Source organism: Amycolatopsis sp. NPDC026612 (genome assembly GCF_040638285.1).
In the GTDB taxonomy this organism is placed as follows: domain Bacteria; phylum Actinomycetota; class Actinomycetes; order Mycobacteriales; family Pseudonocardiaceae; genus Amycolatopsis.
On record NZ_JBEZYB010000046.1, the window covers coordinates 39,011 to 59,247 of the forward strand.

At 70.8% G+C, this 20,237-nt stretch carries 20 protein-coding genes; 8 read left to right on the top strand and 12 right to left on the bottom strand.

Annotated elements, in window-relative coordinates; all coding sequences use genetic code 11:
* The first annotated feature begins 133 nt into the window (after nucleotides 1-133).
* Nucleotides 134-883 carry an MIP/aquaporin family protein gene (locus tag AB0F15_RS31120; protein WP_360277999.1) on the top strand — a complete coding sequence of 250 codons (750 nt, stop codon included), beginning with the start codon at nucleotides 134-136 and terminating at the stop codon, nucleotides 881-883.
* 31 nt (nucleotides 884-914) lie between these two features.
* The gene (gene glpK / locus AB0F15_RS31125; RefSeq protein WP_360278002.1) at nucleotides 915-2,429 is read left to right on the top strand and encodes a glycerol kinase GlpK; all 1,515 of its coding nucleotides are present in this window, start codon (nucleotides 915-917) and stop codon (nucleotides 2,427-2,429) included.
* Nucleotides 2,430-2,495: 66 nt separating this feature from the next.
* On the opposite strand, the gene AB0F15_RS31130 is transcribed toward glpK, so the two are convergent.
* The 5 genes from AB0F15_RS31130 to AB0F15_RS31150 form a co-directional block, all read right to left on the bottom strand.
* On the bottom strand, nucleotides 2,496-3,299 hold the full coding sequence (locus AB0F15_RS31130) for a VOC family protein (protein WP_360278004.1): 804 nt from the start codon (nucleotides 3,297-3,299) through the stop codon (nucleotides 2,496-2,498).
* 81 nt (nucleotides 3,300-3,380) lie between these two features.
* Entirely contained in the window at nucleotides 3,381-4,031 is a 651-nt protein-coding gene (locus AB0F15_RS31135) for a class F sortase (protein ID WP_360278006.1), read from the bottom strand.
* A gap of 75 nt (nucleotides 4,032-4,106) precedes the next feature.
* Nucleotides 4,107-4,625, bottom strand: a complete 519-nt coding sequence (locus tag AB0F15_RS31140) for a hypothetical protein (RefSeq protein WP_360278009.1) — start codon at nucleotides 4,623-4,625, stop codon at nucleotides 4,107-4,109.
* A 137-nt stretch (nucleotides 4,626-4,762) separates the two neighbouring features.
* The gene (locus tag AB0F15_RS31145) at nucleotides 4,763-5,242 is read right to left on the bottom strand and encodes a hypothetical protein (RefSeq protein ID WP_360278012.1); all 480 of its coding nucleotides are present in this window, start codon (nucleotides 5,240-5,242) and stop codon (nucleotides 4,763-4,765) included.
* Between the two features lie 72 nt (nucleotides 5,243-5,314).
* Complete coding sequence (locus tag AB0F15_RS31150; protein WP_360278014.1) at nucleotides 5,315-6,715, bottom strand: NAD(P)H-quinone dehydrogenase; 1,401 nt, start codon at nucleotides 6,713-6,715, stop codon at nucleotides 5,315-5,317.
* Nucleotides 6,716-6,843: 128 nt separating this feature from the next.
* On the opposite strand from AB0F15_RS31150, the gene AB0F15_RS31155 reads away from it, so the two are divergent.
* Nucleotides 6,844-7,296 carry a gamma-glutamylcyclotransferase gene (locus tag AB0F15_RS31155; RefSeq protein WP_360278016.1) on the top strand — a complete coding sequence of 151 codons (453 nt, stop codon included), beginning with the start codon at nucleotides 6,844-6,846 and terminating at the stop codon, nucleotides 7,294-7,296.
* A 109-nt stretch (nucleotides 7,297-7,405) separates the two neighbouring features.
* Here AB0F15_RS31155 and AB0F15_RS31160 read toward each other — a convergent pair whose 3' ends face one another.
* From AB0F15_RS31160 to AB0F15_RS31185, 6 genes are all read right to left on the bottom strand, one after another.
* Entirely contained in the window at nucleotides 7,406-8,239 is an 834-nt protein-coding gene (locus tag AB0F15_RS31160; RefSeq protein WP_360278045.1) for a DUF559 domain-containing protein, read from the bottom strand.
* A gap of 205 nt (nucleotides 8,240-8,444) precedes the next feature.
* Nucleotides 8,445-9,746: an amidohydrolase gene (locus AB0F15_RS31165; RefSeq protein WP_360278019.1), complete on the bottom strand. Its 1,302-nt coding sequence runs from the start codon at nucleotides 9,744-9,746 to the stop codon at nucleotides 8,445-8,447.
* A gap of 202 nt (nucleotides 9,747-9,948) precedes the next feature.
* A complete protein-coding gene (locus AB0F15_RS31170) occupies nucleotides 9,949-10,266 on the bottom strand; it encodes a hypothetical protein (protein WP_360278021.1) in 318 nt (105 codons plus the stop codon).
* Nucleotides 10,267-10,316: 50 nt separating this feature from the next.
* Nucleotides 10,317-11,312 carry a methylmalonyl Co-A mutase-associated GTPase MeaB gene (gene meaB / locus AB0F15_RS31175; protein ID WP_360278024.1) on the bottom strand — a complete coding sequence of 332 codons (996 nt, stop codon included), beginning with the start codon at nucleotides 11,310-11,312 and terminating at the stop codon, nucleotides 10,317-10,319.
* 3 nt (nucleotides 11,313-11,315) lie between these two features.
* Nucleotides 11,316-13,484 carry a methylmalonyl-CoA mutase gene (gene scpA / locus AB0F15_RS31180; RefSeq protein ID WP_360278027.1) on the bottom strand — a complete coding sequence of 723 codons (2,169 nt, stop codon included), beginning with the start codon at nucleotides 13,482-13,484 and terminating at the stop codon, nucleotides 11,316-11,318.
* Nucleotides 13,481-15,328 (bottom strand): methylmalonyl-CoA mutase family protein, encoded by a 1,848-nt coding sequence (locus AB0F15_RS31185; RefSeq protein ID WP_360278030.1) that lies wholly within the window; start codon nucleotides 15,326-15,328, stop codon nucleotides 13,481-13,483. The genes scpA and AB0F15_RS31185 overlap by 4 nt, the downstream gene beginning before the upstream one ends.
* Nucleotides 15,329-15,479: 151 nt before the next feature.
* On the opposite strand from AB0F15_RS31185, the gene AB0F15_RS31190 reads away from it, so the two are divergent.
* Nucleotides 15,480-17,222 carry a protein kinase gene (locus tag AB0F15_RS31190; RefSeq protein ID WP_360278048.1) on the top strand — a complete coding sequence of 581 codons (1,743 nt, stop codon included), beginning with the start codon at nucleotides 15,480-15,482 and terminating at the stop codon, nucleotides 17,220-17,222.
* Here the strand turns inward: AB0F15_RS31190 and AB0F15_RS31195 are convergent.
* Nucleotides 17,219-17,839: a MerR family transcriptional regulator gene (locus AB0F15_RS31195; RefSeq protein ID WP_360278032.1), complete on the bottom strand. Its 621-nt coding sequence runs from the start codon at nucleotides 17,837-17,839 to the stop codon at nucleotides 17,219-17,221. The two genes, AB0F15_RS31190 and AB0F15_RS31195, sit on opposite strands and share 4 nt — an antisense overlap.
* A gap of 120 nt (nucleotides 17,840-17,959) precedes the next feature.
* On the opposite strand from AB0F15_RS31195, the gene AB0F15_RS31200 reads away from it, so the two are divergent.
* The 4 genes from AB0F15_RS31200 to AB0F15_RS31215 all read left to right on the top strand — a co-directional run.
* Nucleotides 17,960-18,919 (top strand): hypothetical protein, encoded by a 960-nt coding sequence (locus AB0F15_RS31200; RefSeq protein WP_360278034.1) that lies wholly within the window; start codon nucleotides 17,960-17,962, stop codon nucleotides 18,917-18,919.
* Nucleotides 18,916-19,335, top strand: a complete 420-nt coding sequence (locus AB0F15_RS31205) for an ABA4-like family protein (RefSeq protein ID WP_360278036.1) — start codon at nucleotides 18,916-18,918, stop codon at nucleotides 19,333-19,335. Before AB0F15_RS31200 ends, AB0F15_RS31205 begins: the two co-directional genes overlap by 4 nt.
* A complete protein-coding gene (locus AB0F15_RS31210; RefSeq protein WP_360278039.1) occupies nucleotides 19,332-20,111 on the top strand; it encodes a purine-nucleoside phosphorylase in 780 nt (259 codons plus the stop codon). Before AB0F15_RS31205 ends, AB0F15_RS31210 begins: the two co-directional genes overlap by 4 nt.
* 18 nt (nucleotides 20,112-20,129) lie before the next feature.
* Nucleotides 20,130-20,237, top strand: a 108-nt coding sequence (locus tag AB0F15_RS31215) for a nicotinate-nucleotide--dimethylbenzimidazole phosphoribosyltransferase (protein ID WP_360278051.1), incomplete at its 3' end; no start/stop codon positions are given.

Here is a 20,237-nt window from a genome sequence, read left to right on the forward strand (position 1 = left end):
GAAAAGATTCGGCTGCCCGGTGCTTGGTTCGGGCTTCTACGCCCGGGTAACGTCGCCCGGACGTGGGTCGGCAACGGTGCCGTGGCACGCCGTGATCGACCCTGCGCAGAGTGTCCAGTGTGGAGGTGCAGCGGTGAGTGCTGGAGCGATAATCGTCTGGGAGCTGCTGGGAACGGCAGCGCTGATCCTGCTCGGCAACGGCGTGGTGGCCAACCACGTGCTGCGCAAGAACAACGGCTTCAATTCGGGTTTCCTGTTCATCAACTTCGGCTGGGCGTTCGCGGTCTTCACCGGCGCCAGCATCGCCGCGCCGAGCGGCGCGCACCTGAATCCGGCGGTGACGCTGGGCCTGGCCATCTCGGGCAAGACCCCGTGGGCCGACGTCCCCTTCTACTTCATCGGCCAGATGGCAGGCGCCATCATCGGCGCGGTGCTCTGCTGGGCCACCTACAAGCTGCAGTTCGACGACCACCCGGAGCCCGAGAACACCCTCGGCATCTTCTCCACCGGACCGCAGATCCCGAACACCGCGTGGAACCTCGTCACCGAGGTCATCGGCACCTTCGTTCTGGTCGCGTGGATCCTGCTCAGCCCGGCCGCACTCCCCGACAAGGAGCAGGTCCCGCAGTTCGGCAACGCTGCACTCGGCTACGCGGGCGTGTCGTTCGTCGTGCTCGTGATCGGTACCTCGCTCGGCGGGCCGACGGGCTACGCCATCAACCCGGCCCGCGACCTCGGCCCGCGGATCGCGTACGCCTTCCTGCTGCCGATCCGGAACAAGGCGAACGCCAACTGGGGCTACTCGTGGATCCCGGTCGTCGGCCCGCTGGCCGGCGGCGCCCTCGCCGCCCTGCTCTACCTCGGCGTCCACAACCTGACCTGATCGCCCGCCCCACCGAATTCCGGGAGCACACATGACTTCGTACGTAGCCGCGATCGACCAGGGCACCACCTCGACCCGCTGCATGATCTTCAACCACGAGGGCCGCGTCGTCTCGGTCGACCAGCGTGAGCACGAGCAGATCTTCCCCCGTGCCGGCTGGGTCGAGCACAACGCCGAAGAGATCTGGGAGAACACGCGCCGGGTCGCCGCGGGCGCGCTGGCCAAGGCGGACCTCACCGCCAAGGACATCGCCGCCGTCGGCATCACCAACCAGCGCGAGACCGCCCTCGTCTGGGACAAGACCACCGGCAAGCCGGTGTACAACGCGATCGTCTGGCAGGACACCCGCACCGACAAGATCGTCACCGAGCTCGGCAACCTCGGCGGCGGCCAGGAGCGCTACCGCGACAAGGTCGGCCTCCCGCTCGCGACCTACTTCTCCGGCCCCAAGATCAAGTGGATCCTGGACAACGTCGAGGGCGCGCGCGAGAAGGCCGAGGCCGGTGCCCTGATCTTCGGCAACATGGACACCTGGGTGCTCTGGAACATGACCGGCGGTGCCGACGGTGGCGTGCACGTCACCGACCCGACCAACGCCTCCCGCACGATGCTGATGGACCTCGACACCCTGCAGTGGGACGCCGAGATCGCCGGCGAGATGGGCATCCCCCTTTCGATGCTGCCGGAGATCCGCTCCTCGTCCGAGGAGTACGGCAAGGTCCGCGAGAAGGGCGCGCTGGCCGGCGTCCCGATCGCGGGCATCCTGGGCGACCAGCAGGCCGCGACGTTCGGCCAGGCCTGCCTCTCCCCCGGCGAAGCCAAGAACACCTACGGCACCGGCAACTTCATGCTGCTCAACACCGGCACCGAAAAGGTGATGTCGCAGAACGGGCTGCTCACCACGGTCTGCTACAAGATCGGCTCGAACGACACGATCTACGCGCTGGAAGGCTCCATCGCCGTCACCGGTTCGCTGGTGCAGTGGCTGCGCGACAACCTCGGCATGATCTCGACCGCGGCCGAGATCGAGGAACACGCGCGCAGCGTCGAGGACAACGGCGGCGCGTACTTCGTCCCGGCGTTCTCGGGTCTGTTCGCTCCTTACTGGCGATCCGACGCTCGCGGCGCGATCGTCGGGCTCACCCGGTTCGTCAACAAGGGACACTTGGCCCGCGCGGTGCTGGAGGCGACCGCCTTCCAGACGCGTGAGGTGCTCGACGCGATGAACGCCGACTCCGGAGTTCCGCTGAAGGCGCTGAAGGTCGACGGCGGGATGGTCGTCAACGAGCTGCTGATGCAGTTCCAGGCCGACATCCTCGGCGTGCCGGTGGTCCGTCCGGTGGTCAACGAGACCACCGCGCTGGGTGCCGCGTACGCCGCCGGTCTCGCCGTCGGGTTCTGGAAGTCCGAGGACGACATCCGCACCAACTGGGCCCAGGACAAGCAGTGGGATCCGTCGATGGACGACGCCCGCCGCGAGCGCGAGTACCGCAACTGGAAGAAGGCCGTGACCAAGACCTTCGACTGGGTCTCCGAAGACGACTGAGCGGACTGAGCGGACTGACCGGCCGGGGCCGGGGGTGCTGCGTCATGGCGCCTCCGGCCCGCCTCGTCACACGGCCCAGCCCTCCGGCTCGCCCGACCGCTCGTTGGGGGCGATGACCATGAACGGCACGCCCTGGTCGTCGGCGACCCGCACCTGCCGCCCGTACGGCGAGTCGAACGGCTTCCCCTCCACCGTGCCGCCGAGCTCGGTCACCTTGGCCGCGCTCGCGTCGGCGTCCGCCACCCAGAAGTACGCCGACCAGGAGGACGGCACCTCCGCCGGCACCGACCCGGGCACCGTGCCGAGCCCGCCGACCGGGCGTCCGTCGATGAGCACCACCGCGTACGTGAAGTCGTCGCTGGACAGGTCCTGGAAGCCGTAGCCGAAGACCTCCTCGTAGAACGCCTTCGCCGCCGGGTAGTCACGGCTCATGCACTCGTTCCAGGCCAGGGTGCCCGGGGCCGAAGTGACCTGCGTGCCGATGTGGTCACCGGCCTCCCAGAGTCCGAAGACCGCGCCCGCCGGGTCGGCCGCGACGGCCATCCGGCCCTCCTTCATCACGTCCATCACCGGCATGACGATCCGCCCGCCCGCCTCGGTGATCGACGCGGCCGTCCGGTCCACATCGGACACCGCCAGGTAGGTCGTCCAGACGGCGGGCACGTCCTGGCCCGGCGGGGTCTGCCCGATGCCGGCGACCGGGCGCCCCCGCAGCTCCGCCATGCCGTAGAAGCCGGACTCCTCCCCGCCCCGCTGCACGTCCCAGCCGAACAGGCCGCTGTAGAAGGCCACGGCCTTCGCCTGATCGGGCACCATCAGGTCCACCCAGCCGGGTGTACCGTCGGGCCATCTTTCTTCCCGGAACACCATGCCGACTCCCAACCCCTCGTCTGCGCCGCCGTTGGTGACGACGGGCACAGTCTGGCACCGGGCACCGACAAAAACCGAAAATCAGCCCTGGACCAGGCGGGCGTAGACGACGATGTTGTCGACGTAGTTGTGCGCGCTCCGGTCGAAGACCCCGCCGCAGGTGATCAGGCGCAGCTCGGGACCGGCCGTGTCGTCGTAGACGCCTTCGGCTTCGAAATCCTTCTTCGGCACCTGGTGCACCTTCGTCACTTCGAACACCACGGTGGTGCCGTCCTTGCGGGCGATCGAAACCCGGTCGCCCGCGGCCAGCTCCTTGAGCCGGAAGAAGATGCCCTTCTGGTGGTTGCCGTCGACGTGCCCGAGGACGATGGCCGGGCCGGTCTCACCCGGCGTGGGTGCGTAGGTGTACCAGCCCGCCTGCAGCGGCGTGGTCACCGGCGGCACCTGGATGGTGTTGTCCGGGTTGAGCCCGAGCGGGATCAGCGACGAGTGGGCGCCGATCTTCGGGACGTCGATCGAGACCGGGTCCGACTCGGGCAGCGCCACGGCCGCGGCCTGGCTGTGCGCCAGGGGAGCCGGGTTCACCGCGACCGGCTGGGCGGGTGGCGGCTGCGCGCTGCCCTCGTCACGGCCTCCGCCGAGCGTCAGCGCCAGCACCACCAGCGCGGCCGCCAACGCCACGATGAGGGCGATCAGGAAGCCCCGTCTGCTGCCCGTGGTCCTCGTGCTCATGCTCTCCCCCGTCGCTCGCGCCTTCGCTCGCCGGTCACACGCCCGGGTGGCCCGGGCGGTTGAGCCGGGCCGCGGTCAGCGCCGCCGCGACCGCCGGGCCAGCACGAGACCGCCACCGCCGACGGCCAGCGCACCCATGGCGCCCGCGGCGGCGAGCGAGCCGTGGCCGGCCGGACCGCCGCCCGTCTGCGGCGCCCCCGACGGTACCTTCGCCACCTGACGACGTTCACCCAGGACGGTGAACTTCGTGGTCAGCTCCGCGCCCCCGCAGGAGAACGACACCCAGTAGACGCCGGGTTTCGCAGGCTGCACGATCGCCGCCGCGGCCGCGGCGGGCGCCTTGGCCGGGTCGTTCTGCGGGCCGACGCGCCGCAGCGCGCCGATCGTGAGGACCGGGGACGCCAGGTCGCTCGTGCTCGTGGCTTCGCAGCCGAGCCGGATCCCCACCTTCGTGCCCGGGCGGGCCGCGTTCGGCATGACGCGGAGGTAGGCCTTCGGGTTCCCCGCGTGCCCGGCCGGCGTGGCGGCGAAGGCCGCGGGAGCCGAGAGCAGCAAACCACCCGAAACCACGGCGACGACCAGCACCCTTTTCATTTCCAACCCCTTTTCCCCTCGAAAACCCCCAGGAGTTCTGCCCCAAAAGACGCTCTACCTGCGAAGAGGTTGCCCTGGGGCACTAAAAAAACCACCCCGCAGCCGCAGCTGACGGGGTGGTGGCGGGTTTCGGGAATTCAGCCTGCCATGCTGCCGTCGCCCGCCTTCGCGGCGCCGGACGGCACCTTTGCGACCTGGGCGGCGGAAACCGTGAACTGCGTGCGGTAGGTCTGGCCACCGCAGGTGACGGTCAGCGGGTACGTGCCCGCCGCGGTGCCGGGCTTCAGTTCGGTGTCGGCGCTGATGTTCGCGTCGACGCCCATGAACGGGCCGGGGGTGTAGTTCGTGAAGGTCAGCGCCGGCGAGGAGAACGTCGGCGACGGGCCTTCGCACTTGGCCAGCGCGACGTTCGGCGCGTCGCGGACGTACTTGTTCACCAGCGTCTGGTTGATCGCGGTGTTCACGTTGAGCTGAACCATGCCCCCGGTGGTGCTCGGCGCCGGGGCGGCCGTCGGACTGGTGCCCGGCGTGGGGCCGGTGCTCTGCGCCATCGCCGTCCCGGCCAGCGCCGTCGCCCCGAACACCGCTGCCGCAACGAAAAACACCGTCTTGCGCACCTTCACACCCTTCGCGTCCTTCAGCCTTACAACCGACAAGACGCGACGGGTGCGCCCGGGTTGCGTGCCGGCTCAGTCGAGATCGTCGTGGCGCATGAGCTGGCGCCCGGCCTCGGTGATCGAGCCCGAGAGCGACGGGTACACCGAAAATGTCAGTGCCAGGTGGTCCACTGTGAGCTGGTTCTGGACGGCGAGCGCGATGGGAAGGATGAGCTCGCTCGCCTGCGGCGCCACGACGACACCACCGACGACCACGCCGGTGGCGGGGCGGCAGAACAGCTTCACGAAGCCTCGGCGGAGGCCCTCCATCTTCGCGCGCGCGTTGGTGGCCAGGGGCAGCATGATGGTGCGCGCGGGCACCTCGCCGGAGTCGATCGCCTGCTGGCTGATGCCGACGGTGGCGATCTCCGGGTGGGTGAACACGTTGGCGGCGACGGTCTTGAGCTTGATCGGCGCGACGCCCTCGCCCAGCGCGTGCCACATCGCGATGCGGCCCTGCATGCTCGCCACCGAGGCGAGCATCAGCACGCCGGTGCAGTCGCCGGCGGCGTAGATCCCGGGAACGGAGGTGCGCGAAACGCGGTCGACGGTGATGAACCCGCCGGGGCCGGGCGAGATGCCGACCTTGTCGAGGCCGATGTCCTTGGTGTTGGGGACCGAACCGACGGTCATCAGCGCGTGGCTGGCTTCGATCACGCGGCCGTCGGCGAGGTGGATCTCGACACCCTTTTCGGTGCGCTCGACGCGGTCGGCGCGCGCCTGCTTCGCGACGGTCGTGCCGCGCTGCGAGAAGACCTCTTCGAGCACCGCGGCGGCGTCAGCGTCTTCGTGCGGGAGGACGCGGTCCCGGCTGGAGACGACGGTGACCTTGACGCCCATCTCGGTGTAGGCGGACGCGAACTCGGCGCCGGTGACGCCCGAGCCGATCACGGCGAGGTGCTCCGGCAGCTCCTGGAGCTCGTAGAGCTGGCGCCAGTCGAGGATGCGCTCGCCGTCGGGCACCGCGCCGGGCAGGACGCGCGGGGTGGCGCCGGTGGCGATGAGGACGACGTCGGCGGGCAGCTTCTCGGTGCCGTCCTTCGTCGTGACGGCGACCTTGTGGGTCGCGAGGCCGGGCTCTTCGTCGCAGAAGCGGGCTTCGCCGATGACGACGCGGACGCCTTCGCGCTGGACGCGGGCGCGGATGTCGGCGGACTGGGCGAGCGCGAGCCCCTTCACCCGGCCGTGGACGGTCGGGAGATCGACCCTGGTGTCGGCCATGTCCGTGTTGATACCGAGCTCACCGAGGTCGTGCATCTTCGCCAGCGCGCCCGAGCTGGCGATGAACGTCTTCGAGGGGACGCAGTCGTAGAGGACGCAGGCGCCGCCAAGGCCGTCCCGCTCGACGATCGTGACGTCGGCCCCGTGCTGGGCCGCGACCAGCGCGGCTTCGTAGCCGGCCGGGCCCCCGCCCATGATCACGATCCTGGTCACCTGGGTCCTCCTCGGAGTGCGTGCGTGCGGTGGTCTCACCGTACGCGGCGAAGGTGACCGGACACTGAAGTGGGCGAACACGGCGAGTGCGTCCACTCGGGCCGGGGAGGTGTCGCTACGCTGTCGGCGTGCCGTTGTATGCCGCGTACGGATCGAACATGGAGCCCGCCCAGATGCTGGAGCGCGCGCCGCACTCTCCGATGGCCGGCTCCGGCTGGCTGGAGGGGTGGCGCCTGACCTTCGGCGGCGAGGACCTCGGCTGGGAAGGTGCCCTGGCCACGATCGTCGAGGACCCGGGGTCACGGGTCTTCGTCGTCCTCTACGACGTGACCCCGCTGGACGAGACCGGGCTGGATCGCTGGGAAGGCGGCGAGCTGGGAATCCACTCGAAGATCCGCCTCCGCGTCCAGACGATGGACGGCTCGGTCCTGGCTTGGCTGTACGTCCTGGACGCCTACGAAGGCGGCCTCCCGTCCGCCCGTTACCTGGGCGTCTTGGCCGACGCGGCCGAAGCGGCCGGCGCCCCGGCCGACTACGTCGACGCCCTGAGAACCCGCCCCTGCTCCGGCATCACCGGCTAACGACTGACGGCTCCAATCACGCAAGTCCCGGCTTCAATCACGCGAGTCACGTCCCCAATCACGCCAGTCACGTCTCCAATCACGCCAGTGACGGCTCCGATCACGCGAGTCACGCCGCTCGTCGCTTGAACTGTGCCTGTAGCTCGGCGAGCACCCGGCTCGGGTCCCGGAGATCCGCAGCCGTCGCCCGGATGGTGACCCATCCTCGGCCCGCCAACCGCTGGTCACGCTCGGCGTCGTGGTCACGCCGCTCCTCGTGAGCGGCGAAGCCGTCGTACTCCAACGCGAGGCGCAGCGCCGGCCAAGCCATGTCGAGCACGTACAGCCTGCGGCCGTCGATCGCGGTGATCTCGTACTGCGCCTCCGGCACCGGGAAGCCGGCTTCGACCACGATCAGCCGGAGGACACTCTCGGGCGGCGATTCGGCCTGCCCCGTCGCGAGGGCCAAGAGCATCTGCGCCCTGTGGATACCTCGCTTGCTTCGGCGGTCCAGGATCCGGTCACGAACGTTCTCCCGGAGCCTCAGGCAGTGGTCGGAAGCCAGACCGTGCATGGCCTCGTCGAGTGCGGCGAACGCCGTTCGCTTGTCCCCGTCGCAGAGGAAATCAGCGAGGGCGAGGTCGAGCGAAAACGCCGTCAACCCGTCGAGTTCGACCACATCGCCTTCGGTGAATTCAGCTCGGTGGACAGCCAATCCGGGCCGCGACTCCACCCGCCGGGCATAGGGCACAGTGACGTGCACGACAGGCTCATCAACAGCTGAAATCCCATGCAGCGCAAGGGAAGTAGCTCCAGACAACGCGGCAGGCGGACCTACCGCGATCAGCGCGGCCTGAGCCCGGGTCGCGAGCTTCAGCGCATCTGCCGCGTGGATGACCACGCCGCGCCACGGCTGCGCGAGCACCCCTGTCGCCAGCCCTTCGAGTACTGCTCGCCGCCCCAGAACTGCGTCAGCTTCGCGACGCGAGACGGCTCCGTGTCGTCCTCCCCAAGTGATCACACCATCGAGAATGAGGCCCTCCGGCGATCAGCGGAAGGGCCTCATTCTCGATCTGTGGATAACTCGCCTAGCCTGTGGATAACTTGTGTACGTAACTCGTGACTCGCGTGATCGGGGACGTGACTCGCGTGATTGGAGGCGGAACTCGTCAGGCGAGGGAGGCCAGGGCCGTGTGGACCAGGGTTCGGACTCCGCACAGGAGGGAACGCTCGTCGAGGATGAACGTCGGGCGGTGGATGTCCGACTGGGGGGCCGGGTGGCCGGACCAGACACCCAGGCGGGCGAAGGCTCCCTGGACGTGCTCCAGGTACCAGCCGAAGTCTTCGCCGCCGGACGACTGCTCGGTGGGCGCCACGGCGCCCTCGCCGAGGGCCGCTTCGGTGCCGGCGCGCATCAGGGCCGTCGACTCGGCGTCCGAGACCACCGGCGGGACTCCGCGGCGGTAGTCCAGCGAGAAGCCGACTCCGGTCGGGGCCAGCAGGGACTCCACCGACGACGCCACCAGCGGCTCCAGCGCCGTCCAGACCTCGTGGTCGGCCGTGCGCAGCGTGCCGCGCAGGACGCCGTCCTGCGGCACCGCGTTGGCCGCCTGGCCCGCGTGGACCGCGCCCCACACCAGTACCGTCCCCGACCGGGGGTCGACCCGGCGGGAGAGCACCGCGGGCAGCGAAGTGATCACGGTGCCCAGCGCGTGCACGAGGTCGGCCGTCAGGTGCGGCCGGGACGTGTGGCCGCCCGGCGACGTCAGCCGCAGCTCGATCAGGTCGGCCGCGGACGTCAGCGCACCCACCCGCATCCCGACGGAACCCACTTCGAGACGCGGGTCCACGTGCAGGCCGAAGATCCGCTCGACGCCCTCCAGCGCGCCCGCCGCGATCATGTCCAGCGCGCCGCCGGGCATGACCTCCTCGGCGGGCTGGAAGATCAGCCGCACCCGGCCGGGCAGCTCCGGCGCGCCGGCCAGCGCGCGAGCCGCGCCGAGCAGGATCGCCGTGTGGGCGTCGTGGCCGCACATGTGCGCCGCGCCCTCGGTGGTCGACGAATACGGCAGCCCGGTCGCCTCCGTGAGCGGCAGCGCGTCCATGTCCGCGCGCAGCGCCACGCACCGCTCGCCGCGGCCGATGTCGCAGACGACGCCGGTGCCGCCCGGCAGCACCCACGGCTTGAGCCCGACCGAGCGCAGCAGCGTGACGACCAGTTCCGTGGTCGCGAACTCGTGCCGCGACAGCTCCGGGTGCGCGTGGATGTGCCGGCGCCAGGCCAGCACGTCGGTCGCGTTGGCGCGCAGCCAGTCGTCCAGCCAGAACGGGCCGCGGCCCGCACCAAGGTCCTCCACGGGAGCCATGCTTACGCCGGCGTCGGAAATCAGCGCCTCGGACCCCTCCATGGGGTTGATGATGCGCCCTTGGGGGTCGCCTGGAACGTCCGGCCGTGAATCCAACACCGTCACGCCGCACCTCCTCCCGCAACACGGACAACCCGCGCAGCGGCTGGGGTCACGCGTCGTGCCGATCGATCTGTACGCATTTGCAGACGATCGTGCACCATGCAGGCGGCAAGGCGCGCCTCGAAAACGACCGTCCTAGACGGCCGGTACCGGATCTGCGTTGAACGGTGTGCTCCAGTTCGGCAAAGCCGAACGCGATCCGGCGTCAGGAACCCTTGGCCTTCTTCGAACGGATCTTGCGGCCCCAGATCACGATGGCGAGCAGGACCACCGCGATCAGACCCGCGATCAGCTTGTTCTTGGTCTTTTCGGTGTTGGCCTTGTCCGTCTGGGCCGGGTCGAGCACCGGACCCGGATCGGCCGTGGCCTGCAGCGGGACGGGCGCCGCCCCCGGCGCCACGATCATCGTGACCGGGTGCTCCGACCGCACCGGCCCGGCGAGCGTGAGCGCGGACGCGGGCGAAGCGGTGAACAGCACCGCGCCCAGCAGCCCGACCAGGACCAGACCCCGCAGTTTCGCCATGTCATCCTTTCGCCGCGACCAGGCATTCTGCCCCCGGAACGCCCGCGGTGTCAGCCACCACGCGGTGGACCGAACGCGTCGAGGATCCGCTGTGCACCGAGGGTAGCCGTCAGTTCACCGTCGCGCACCGCACGTTCGACGTCGGGAACGACCGTTCGCACGGCCGGATGCGCCGCCAGCCGACCCAGCAGCTGTTCGCGCACCATCGCCCAGGTCCAGTCGACCTGCTGCTGCCGCCGCCGCGCGTCGAGTTCGCCGGACGCCGTGAGCGTCTCGCGGTGCTGCTCGATCGCGCCCCAGACTTCGTCGAGGCGCAGGTTGTGCAGGCCGCTGCAGGTGAGCACCGGCGGCGTCCACGACGCTTCGGGCCCGTAGATCATCCGCAGCGCGCCCGCCAGCTCCCGCGCGGCGCGGCGCGCGTCCCGCTCGTGGTCGCCGTCGGCCTTGTTGACCGCGATGACGTCGGCGAGCTCCAGCACGCCCTTCTTGATGCCCTGGAGCTGGTCGCCGGTGCGGGCCAGCGTCAGGAACAGGAAGCAGTCGACCATGTTCGCCACGGTCACCTCCGACTGCCCGACGCCGACCGTCTCGACCAGCACGACGTCGTACCCGGCGGCCTCCATCAGCACGATCGTCTCGCGCGTGGCGCGGGCGACCCCGCCCAGCGTCCCGGACGTCGGCGACGGCCGGATGAACGCCCGTTCGTCCACCGCCAGCCGGGCCATCCGGGTCTTGTCGCCGAGGATCGACCCGCCGGTCCGCGTCGACGACGGGTCGACGGCCAGCACGGCGACGCGGTGCCCGGCCGTGGTCAGATCGGTGCCCAGCTGGTCGATGAAGGTCGACTTGCCGACCCCGGGGACGCCGGTGATGCCGACGCGCCGGGCACCGCCGGCCGACGGCAGCAGCTCGACCAGCAGCTCCTGCGCCAGCGCCCGGTGGTCCTCCCGCTGCGACTCGACCAGCGTGATCGCCTTCGACAGCGTCCCGCGGTCCCCCGCGAGCACTCCTTTGGCGTAGGCGGTGACGTCGATCTTGCGCGGCAAGGGTCAGGACTCCTGCGCCGACAGCTGGCCGAGCAGGTCGATGGCCGCGTCCGCGAGCACCGTGCCGGGCCCGAAGATCGCCGCCGCGCCGGCCTCGCGCAGCGCCGGGTAGTCCTGCGGCGGGATGACGCCGCCGACGACGACCATGATGTCCTCGCGCCCCAGCTCGGCGAGTTCGTGCCGCAGCGCGGGCACCAGCGAGAGGTGCCCGGCGGCCAGCGACGAGACGCCGACGACGTGCACGTCGGCCTCGATCGCCTGGCGGGCGACCTCGGCCGGGGTGGAGAACAGCGGGCCGACGTCGACGTCGAAGCCGAGGTCGGCGAAGCCGGTGGCGATCACCTTCTGGCCGCGGTCGTGGCCGTCCTGGCCCATCTTCGCGACGAGGATCCGCGGACGGCGGCCTTCCTCCGTGGCGAACTCTTCGACCAGCTGACGGGCCTTCTCGACGTTCTGCGTCTTCCCCACCTCCTCGCGGTACACCCCCGAGATGGTCCGGATCTGGCCGGCGTGGCGGCCCCAGATCTTCTCGAGCGCGTCGGAGATCTCGCCGACCGTGGCCTTCGCGCGGGCCGCGTCGATGGCCAGTTCCAGGAGGTTGCCGCCCTGCTGAGCGCCCTCGGTGAGCCGCCGCAGCGCGTCCTCGGTCGCCGAAGAGTCACGCTCGGCGCGCAGCCGCCGCAGCTTCTCCAGCTGCTGGGCGCGGACGCCCGCGTTGTCGACCTTGAGGACGTCGATCTCTTCGTCGGAGGTGACCTGGTACTTGTTGACGCCGATCACCGGCTGGCGGCCGGAGTCGATGCGCGCCTGGGTGCGCGCGGCGGCTTCCTCGATGCGCAGCTTCGGGATGCCCGCGTCGATCGCCTTGGCCATGCCGCCGGCCTGTTCGACTTCGCTGATGTGGCCCCAGGCCTTGCGCGCGAGGTCGTAGGTCAGCTTCTCGACGAAGGCGCTGCCGCCCCACGGGTCGATCACGCGGGTGGTGCCGGACTCCTGCTGCAGCAGGAGCTGGGTGTTGCGCGCGATCCGCGCGGAGAAGTCGGTCGGCAGGGCGAGGGCCTCGTCGAGGGCGTTCGTGTGCAGCGACTGCGTGTGCCCCTGGGTCGCGGCCATCGCCTCGACGCACGTCCGGACGACGTTGTTGTAGACGTCCTGCGCGGTCAGCGACCAGCCCGACGTCTGGGAGTGCGTCCGCAGCGAAAGCGACTTCGGGGACTTCGGGTCGAAGCCCTTCACCAGCTTCGCCCAGAGGAGACGCGCCGCGCGCAGCTTCGCGACCTCCATGAAGAAGTTCATCCCGATCGCCCAGAAGAACGACAGCCGCGGCGCGAACTTGTCGACGTCCAGCCCGGCGTCGACGCCCGAGCGGAGGTACTCGACGCCGTCGGCGAGGGTGTAGGCCAGCTCGAGGTCGGCGGTCGCCCCGGCTTCCTGCATGTGGTAGCCGGAAATGGAGATCGAGTTGTACTTCGGCATGTGCTGCGAAGTGAAGGCGAAGATGTCGGAGATGATCCGCATCGACGGCTGCGGCGGGTAGATGTAGGTGTTGCGGACCATGAACTCCTTGAGGATGTCGTTCTGGATGGTCCCCGCGAGCTGCTCCGGCTTCACCCCCTGCTCCTCGGCCGCGACGACGTAGAGCGCCAGCACCGGCAGCACCGCGCCGTTCATCGTCATCGACACCGACATCTTGTCCAGGGGGATGCCGTCGAAGAGCTGCCGCATGTCGTAGATCGAGTCGATCGCGACGCCCGCCATGCCGACGTCACCCGAGACGCGCGGGTGGTCGGAGTCGTAGCCGCGGTGGGTGGCCAGGTCGAAGGCGACCGAAAGGCCTTTCTGGCCGGCGGCGAGGTTGCGCCGGTAGAAGGCGTTGGACTCCTCGGCGGTGGAGAACCCGGCGTACTGGCGGATGGTCCACGGCTGGTTGACGTACATCGTCGGGTACGGCCCGCGCAGGAAGGGCGCGATGCCGGGGTACGTACCGAGGAAGTCCACATCGGACAGGTCTTCGGCGGTGTACACCGGCTTGACGCCGATGCCCTCGGGCGTTTCCCAGGCGAGTGCGTCCGGGCCCTTGCCGGTGGCGTCCTGCACGGCCTTCGCCCACGCGTCGCGGTCACCGGGCGACGGCGTGCCGAGGTCGAGACCGGCGAAGTTCGGGATGGTCATCGCGCAACTCCCAGCTTGGCGTGCAGGCTGTCGAGGACTTCGAGGGCGTCGCAGCCGGCGAAGACGTTCTCGTCCACGCCGTCGTAGGAGCCCTTGCCCGCCAGTAAGACGTGGTCGGCGCCGAGGGACGCGGCCACGGCGGCCGCCTCGGCGGCGTACGCGGCGTCGGTGCCGCACAGGCAGGCGATTCGCGCGCCGGACGCCCGGAACGCGCCGGGCAGGTCGTCGGTCGCACCCGGGTTGACGGCTTCGATCCCGCCCGTCTGGAACAGGTTGGCGGCGAACCCGGCGCGCGCGGTGTGCGCGGCGACCGGGCCCAACGTGGCGAGGAAGATCTTGGGCCGCGAACCGTGCGAAGCGAGGTACGCGTCCGAAGCATCGCGAAGTGCTTCGAAGCCCTCGGCGTACCGGTGCCGTGGCAGGCCGCCCTCCACAGCGGACTCCACAATGGACTCCACCGGTGCGCGGACCACCGGCTTCTCGGCCAGGTTCGGGAACTCGCTGACGCCGGTGAGCGGGTCACGCCGGGTCGCGATCCGCTTCGAGCGCTTCTCCCACGTCGCCGCCAGCCGTCCGGCGAGTGCGCCGGAGGAAAGCTCGGCGACGAGGCCGCCCGCCGCCTCGATCGCGGTGAACTCGGCCCAGGCGGCGTGCGCGAGGTCGTCGGTGAGCTTCTCGACGTACCAGGAGCCGCCCGCCGGGTCGGCCACGCCGGCCAGCTTGGCCTCCTCCAGCAGCACGGCGTGGGTGTTGCGGGCGATGCGCGCGGAGAAGCTGTCGGGACGGCCGATCGCGGCGTCGAACGGCAGCACGGTGACCGCGTCCGCGCCGCCGACGCCCGCCCCGAAACAGGCCACGGTCGTGCGCAGCATGTTCACCCAGGGGTCGCGCCGGGTCAGCATGGCCGGCGACGTCACGGCGTGCTGGCGCATCGGCGAGGTGAAGCCGCAGACCTCGGCGACGCGCGCCCACAGGCGGCGGGCCGCGCGCAGCTTCGCGATCGTGGAGAACTGGTCGGCGGTCGCGGCGAGCCGGAATTCGAGCTGCCCGGCGGCGGCCTCGACGGCGAGCCCGGCGTCGGTCAGGGCCCGCAGGTAGGTGACGCCGGCGGCGGCGAGCGCCCCGAGCTCCTGCGCGTCCGACCCGCCCGCTTCGTGGAAAGGCAGACCGTCGGCGACGACCGTCCGCACTTTCGGGTACTTGCCGTCGACACGCGCCGCGAGCGCGGCCGCCGGTGCGAGGTCCACCGCGGAGCCGGACCGGGCCGCCAGCCCGATCGGGTCGGCGCCCAGCACGGCGGTGGCTTCGCTCGCCGGGATCTCGCGCTCGGCGAACAGCTCGAACAGGGCTTCGGCGGCGGCTTCGAACGAAGCGCCGGCGTCCAGCACCACCGGTGCCAGATCGACGTAGACCTCGTTCAGCGCGTCGGCGACCGACTCGGGCGGCACCGAGAGCCAGATGGACGTCACGCCGCCTTCGAGGTCGGCGAGGATGGCCTTGTTGACCGCGCGGGCGTCGTCGCCGGTGAACCTCGCCCGGACGTCCCAGCCGGTGCTGACCTGGCCGTCCGGGTGCGAGCCGCGCACGTACGGCGGCAGGCCGGGGAAGCCGATGTCGCCGGGGACGTCCTCGGCCGTGTACAGCGGCTGGATCTCGATGCCGTCGTAGGTCCGCGTGACGAGCTTGCTCTCCGGGGCGCCCGCGAAGTCCTCCGGCAGCTTCCCGCTCTTGCGCAGGACGCCCGCGACCAGCTCCTGCCACTGCTCGCGCGTCGCCTGGGGAAACTCGGCCGCGAGGTCGAGCTCGGAGATCGGCGCTGACTCCGGACCGGCCACATCAGTCATACCCAGTGATGGTAGAGGCACTCGCCGCGTCCGACCTGTGACTCTAGTCGCGCTAGGGGGCGGCCCCGGACAGGTTAGGGGCCAGCTTGCAGAGACTGTCGGTCCCGTACGCCACAATTGGCGCGTGCCCCCCTCCAGCGAAGAGACACGAGTGGTCGCCGGTCGCTACCGGCTGCGTTCGGTGCTCGGCTCCGGCTCGATGGGCACCGTCTGGTCGGCCTACGACGAGTTCCTGCACCGGCAGGTGGCCGTCAAGGAGATGAAGGTGCCGCCGGGCATCCCGGCGTCGCAGGCGGACGAGCTCCGGGAGCGCACGCTGCGGGAGGCGCGCGCGATCGCCGTGCTGTCCCACCCGAACGTGATCATCCTGCACGACGTCGCCCGCGAGGACGACCAGCCGTTCGTGGTGATGGAGCTGCTGCCCTCGCGCAGCCTGGCGCACATCCTGCGCGACCACGGGCCGCTGACCGTCGGGCAGGCCGCCGCGGTGGGCATCGCCGTGGCGTCCGCGCTGGAGGCCGCGCACGCCGCCGGGATCACCCACCGGGACGTCAAGCCGGGCAACGTCCTGGTGGCCAGCGACGGCCGGATCAAGCTGACCGACTTCGGCATCGCCCGCAACGTCTCCGAGGCGACCATGACCCGCACCGGGATCATGCTCGGCTCGCCCGCCTACATCGCGCCGGAAGTGGCCTCCGGCGGCGCCGTCACGCCGGCCGCGGACCTCTGGGGCCTCGGCGCGACGCTGTTCGCCGCGGTCGAGGGCGCGCCGCCGTACGACGCCGACGGCGACCCGCTGGAGACGGTCGGCAAGGTCGTCAACGGGAAGGTGCCCCAGCCGAAGGCCGGCCCGCTGGCCGACGTCATCGGCGGGCTGATGAAGAAGGAGCCCGGCAAGCGGATCACGCTGCGCGAAGTCCGGCACCGGCTGTACCCGCTGCAGACGAAGACGCCGCTCGACCTGTTCGGGCCCGAGCTGTTCCACACCCCGGACGGCAAGAAGACGTCCGCGCAGCCGGACGCGACCGACACGCAGGTGATCAAGACCGTCCTGCCCGACAAGGGCAAGGCGGAGAAGAAGGCCGAGGCGTCGAGCAGCGAGCTCGCCGCCGACCCGGGCCCGCTGCCGTTCCTGCGCCCGCCCACGCCGGCCTCCGGGTCGGGGTCGTGGCCGAACGCCGGCCCGCCGACGGTGTTCGTCCCGGCACCGCGGACGGCGCGGCGCAGCTCCGCGGCCACCGCCGTGCTCATCGCGGTGGCGATCCTGCTCTTCCTCGTCGCCGCGGGTGGCGGGTTCGCGCTGGCCAGGACGGTCGGCGGCGAGCCGCTGCTGCCGCCGGCCGCCGCACCGCGGGGCACGTCGAACGGCCCCACCGACGTGCCGGCGCCGACGCTGGTGCAGCAGTCCGGCGACGCGAGCTACGCGACCGGCAACGGCGGGCAGTTCGGCCTCCAGGTGCCCGAGGGCTGGCAGAAGTTCGTCGCCCCGCACACCACCACGAAGTTCGGGGCGAGCACGGCCGTCCAGTACGTCTCGCCCGACGGCCGCCGGTCGCTCCGGGTCGAACGGCTGGTGAAGTACTTCGGCCAGTTCCGCAGCGACGACGAGTACATCACCTGGTTGAAAGGGTCCTACCCGGGCAACTCGTTCTTCCTGTTCCCGCCGTCGCCCTTGCCCGACGGCAAGGGCACGACGCTGACCTACCGCTTGGCCGAGGGCGGCAACCTGCCCGAAAGCAACGGGGGCGGCGGCACCCGCGTGACCTTCATGAACCTGATCCAGGCGGGCACGAGCCTGTGGATCCTTTCGGTCACTGTGCCGGCCGAGCAGGAGAGTTCGGGCCGCCAGGACGTCTTCGACCGCGTCGCCAAGACCCTGAGCGTCTCGGACTAACCGCCGAGGACGTCCCGGGACACCTGCTCCTGGGCCAGGTGGCGCAGCCCGGCGAAGATCCGGTCGCCGAGCACGGTCGCGATCAGCCCGGCCTCGATGATCTTGTCCGCGGAGCTCAGGCCGGCCACCACCTCGACGTCGAGCTCGGCGACGCGCATCGCCAAGCGGGCGTACTCGCCGAGCCGTTCGGTCAGCTTGTCGTGCCCGAGCTCCTTCGCCGTGGCCAGCGCGGCGACGAGGTTGGCCATCGCCGCGTGCTCGGGCGCGTGCGCCTTCCAGCCGTGGCTGCGCGTGAGGTCCGCCAACCGCTCGGTCGCCCACTCCGCGGCCGCGTCGGACACCTTCGGCGCGGGGCCGGCCAGCTCCTGCTGGACGACGCCCATCGTCCGGTGCGGGGTCTCGTCGCCGTCGATCGCGCTCAGCACGACCCCGACCGAGGCCAACGGCAGGCCGCCGACGTCGGTGAGCGCCTTGATCAGCCGCAGCCGCTGGACGTGCGCCACGGAGTACCGCGCCTGGTTCGGGCTGGTGCGCTCGCCCGGCGGGAGCAGCCCTTCGCGCAGGTAAAACTTGACGGTCGCGACCGGCACCCCGGACTCGGCGCTCAGCTCGGCCATCCGCATGCGTTTCCGCTCCGATCCCGGGGTCTGCCTCGGGGACAACCCTGAAGACTTCTCAGTATGGATAGCTTAACTTCCCATAACGGAGAGTTTGACTATCCATTCTGGGAGGGAACCATGACCATCCTCGCCGATCTCCGGAGCAGAACGAACAGGTGGCACCGGCCGTCCGCGCTCGCGGCCGCGACGCTGGCGGCGGTGGCGGCGCTGTGCGTGGCCGCCATGCTCCTCGACCAGCGGACGCTGGCCGGCGCCCCGATCTGGGCGAAGCCGTTCAAGTTCGCCGTGTCCGGCGCGCTCTACTTCGCCACCTGGAGCTGGCTCGTGTCGCTGCTGCCGCGGTTCCGGCGCACAGCGAGCTGGCTGACGAACATCCCGGTCGTCATCTTCGGCGCCGAGTACGTTCTGCTGGTGTTCCAGGCGGCGCGCGGCCGCGCGAGCCACTTCAACAACGCGACGCCGCAGGACGCCGCGATCTACCAGGTCATGGCCACGATGATCATCGGGCTGTGGGTGGCGACGCTCGTGCTGACCGTGCTGGTGCTGTTCACGAAGACCCGCGACCGGGCAAGCTTCTGGGCCGTGCGGACCGGCGCCGTGCTGTCCCTCGCCGGGATCTCGCTGGCCGTCCTGATGACGAGCCCCACCGCGCAGCAGCTCGCTCAGCAGCGGACCGGCGGGCGGCCGTCGATGGTCGGCGCGCACACCGTCGGTCTCGAAGACGGTGGCCCCGGCCTGCCGATCCTCGGCTGGAGCACGGTGGCGGGCGACCTGCGGATCCCGCACTTCGTCGGGATGCACGCACTGCAGGCGCTGCCCCTGCTGGCCATGGCCCTGACCGCGCTGGCCCCGCGATTCCCCCGGCTGCGCGACGACGTCGTCCGCACCCGGCTCGTCCTGATCGGCGCGGCCGGGTACGCGGGGCTGACCGCGCTGGTCACGTGGCAGGCGCTGCGGGCGCAGTCGATCGTGCGCCCGGACGCGACGACGCTGGGGGCCTTCGCGCTGCTGGTCACGGGCGTCGGGCTGGCGGCACTGGCCGTCGTGCGCGCCCCGGACCGGGTGGCCGTCCGATGATGCTGTTCACCTTGGCCTTTCCGCTGGCCGCGCCGTTCTGGGCGCTGATGATCCTGGCCCCGAAGTGGCGCTGGACGCCGCGGATCATGGCGTTGCCGTGGGTGCCGCTGCTGCCGCTCGGGTGCTACTTCGGGCTCGTGCTGCCGCACTTCGGCGAGTGGGGCCGGGCGATGCTCCGGCCCGACCTCGGCGTGCTGCAGACGCTGCTGGCCACGCCGTGGGGCGCCGGGCTGGTCTGGGCGCACCTCATCGCGTTCGACCTGTTCATCGCGCGGTGGATGTACTTCGAGGGACGCTCGCGGGAGATCTCGCCGTGGATCGTGAGCCCGATCCTGGCGCTGACGATCTTCCTCTCCCCGTTCGGGCTGGTGGTGTTCCTGGTGGTGCGGAGCGTCCGGATACGCTCCCTCGCATGAGTGAACACGAGGCCGCGGCCGCCATCGCCAAGCGCACCGGCGTGGACGCGCACGACATCGCGGTGGTCCTGGGATCGGGCTGGCGCCCGGCGGCGGACGTCATCGGGGAGTGCGAAACGGAGATCCCGTTCGCCGAGCTGCCCGGCTTCACCACGCCCGGCGCGGTGGGCCACGGCGGCACCATCCGCTCGCTGAAGGTCGGCGGCAAGAACGTCCTGGTGATGCTGGGCCGGACGCACTTCTACGAGGGCAAGGGCATCGACCCGGTGGTGCACAACGTGCGCACCGCGGCGGCGGCCGGCGTCCGGTCGGTGCTGCTGACGAACGCGGCGGGCGGGCTGCGCGAAGGCTTCCACGTGGGCCAGCCCGTGCTGATCTCGGACCACCTGAACCTGACCGCGCGCTCCCCGATCGTCGGCGCGAACTTCGTCGACCTGACGGACCTGTACTCGGCGCGGCTGCGGGACATCGCCCGCGAGATCGACCCATCGCTGGCGGAAGGCGTCTACGCGGGCCTGACCGGGCCGCACTTCGAGACGCCGGCGGAGATCCGGATGCTGCGCACGCTGGGCGCGGACCTGGTGGGCATGTCGACGGTCCTGGAGGCGATCGCCGCCCGCGCGGCCGGCGTCGAGGTCTTCGGCCTGTCCCTGGTGACGAACCTGGCCGCCGGCATGACCGGAGAGCCGCTCAACCACGAAGAGGTCCTGGAAGCCGGCCGCGCGGCCGCCGCCCAGATGGGTTCGCTGCTGCGAGAGCTGGTCACCCGCGCCTGACCACCACCGAGTTCCGGCTTGAATCACGTGAGCAAGCTCGTCAAACCCGCCGGGTCGCTGGGGCGGCTCGAAGAGCTGGGCGTCTGGATCGCCGCCTGCCAGGGCCAGTCGCCGCCGCGGCCGTTC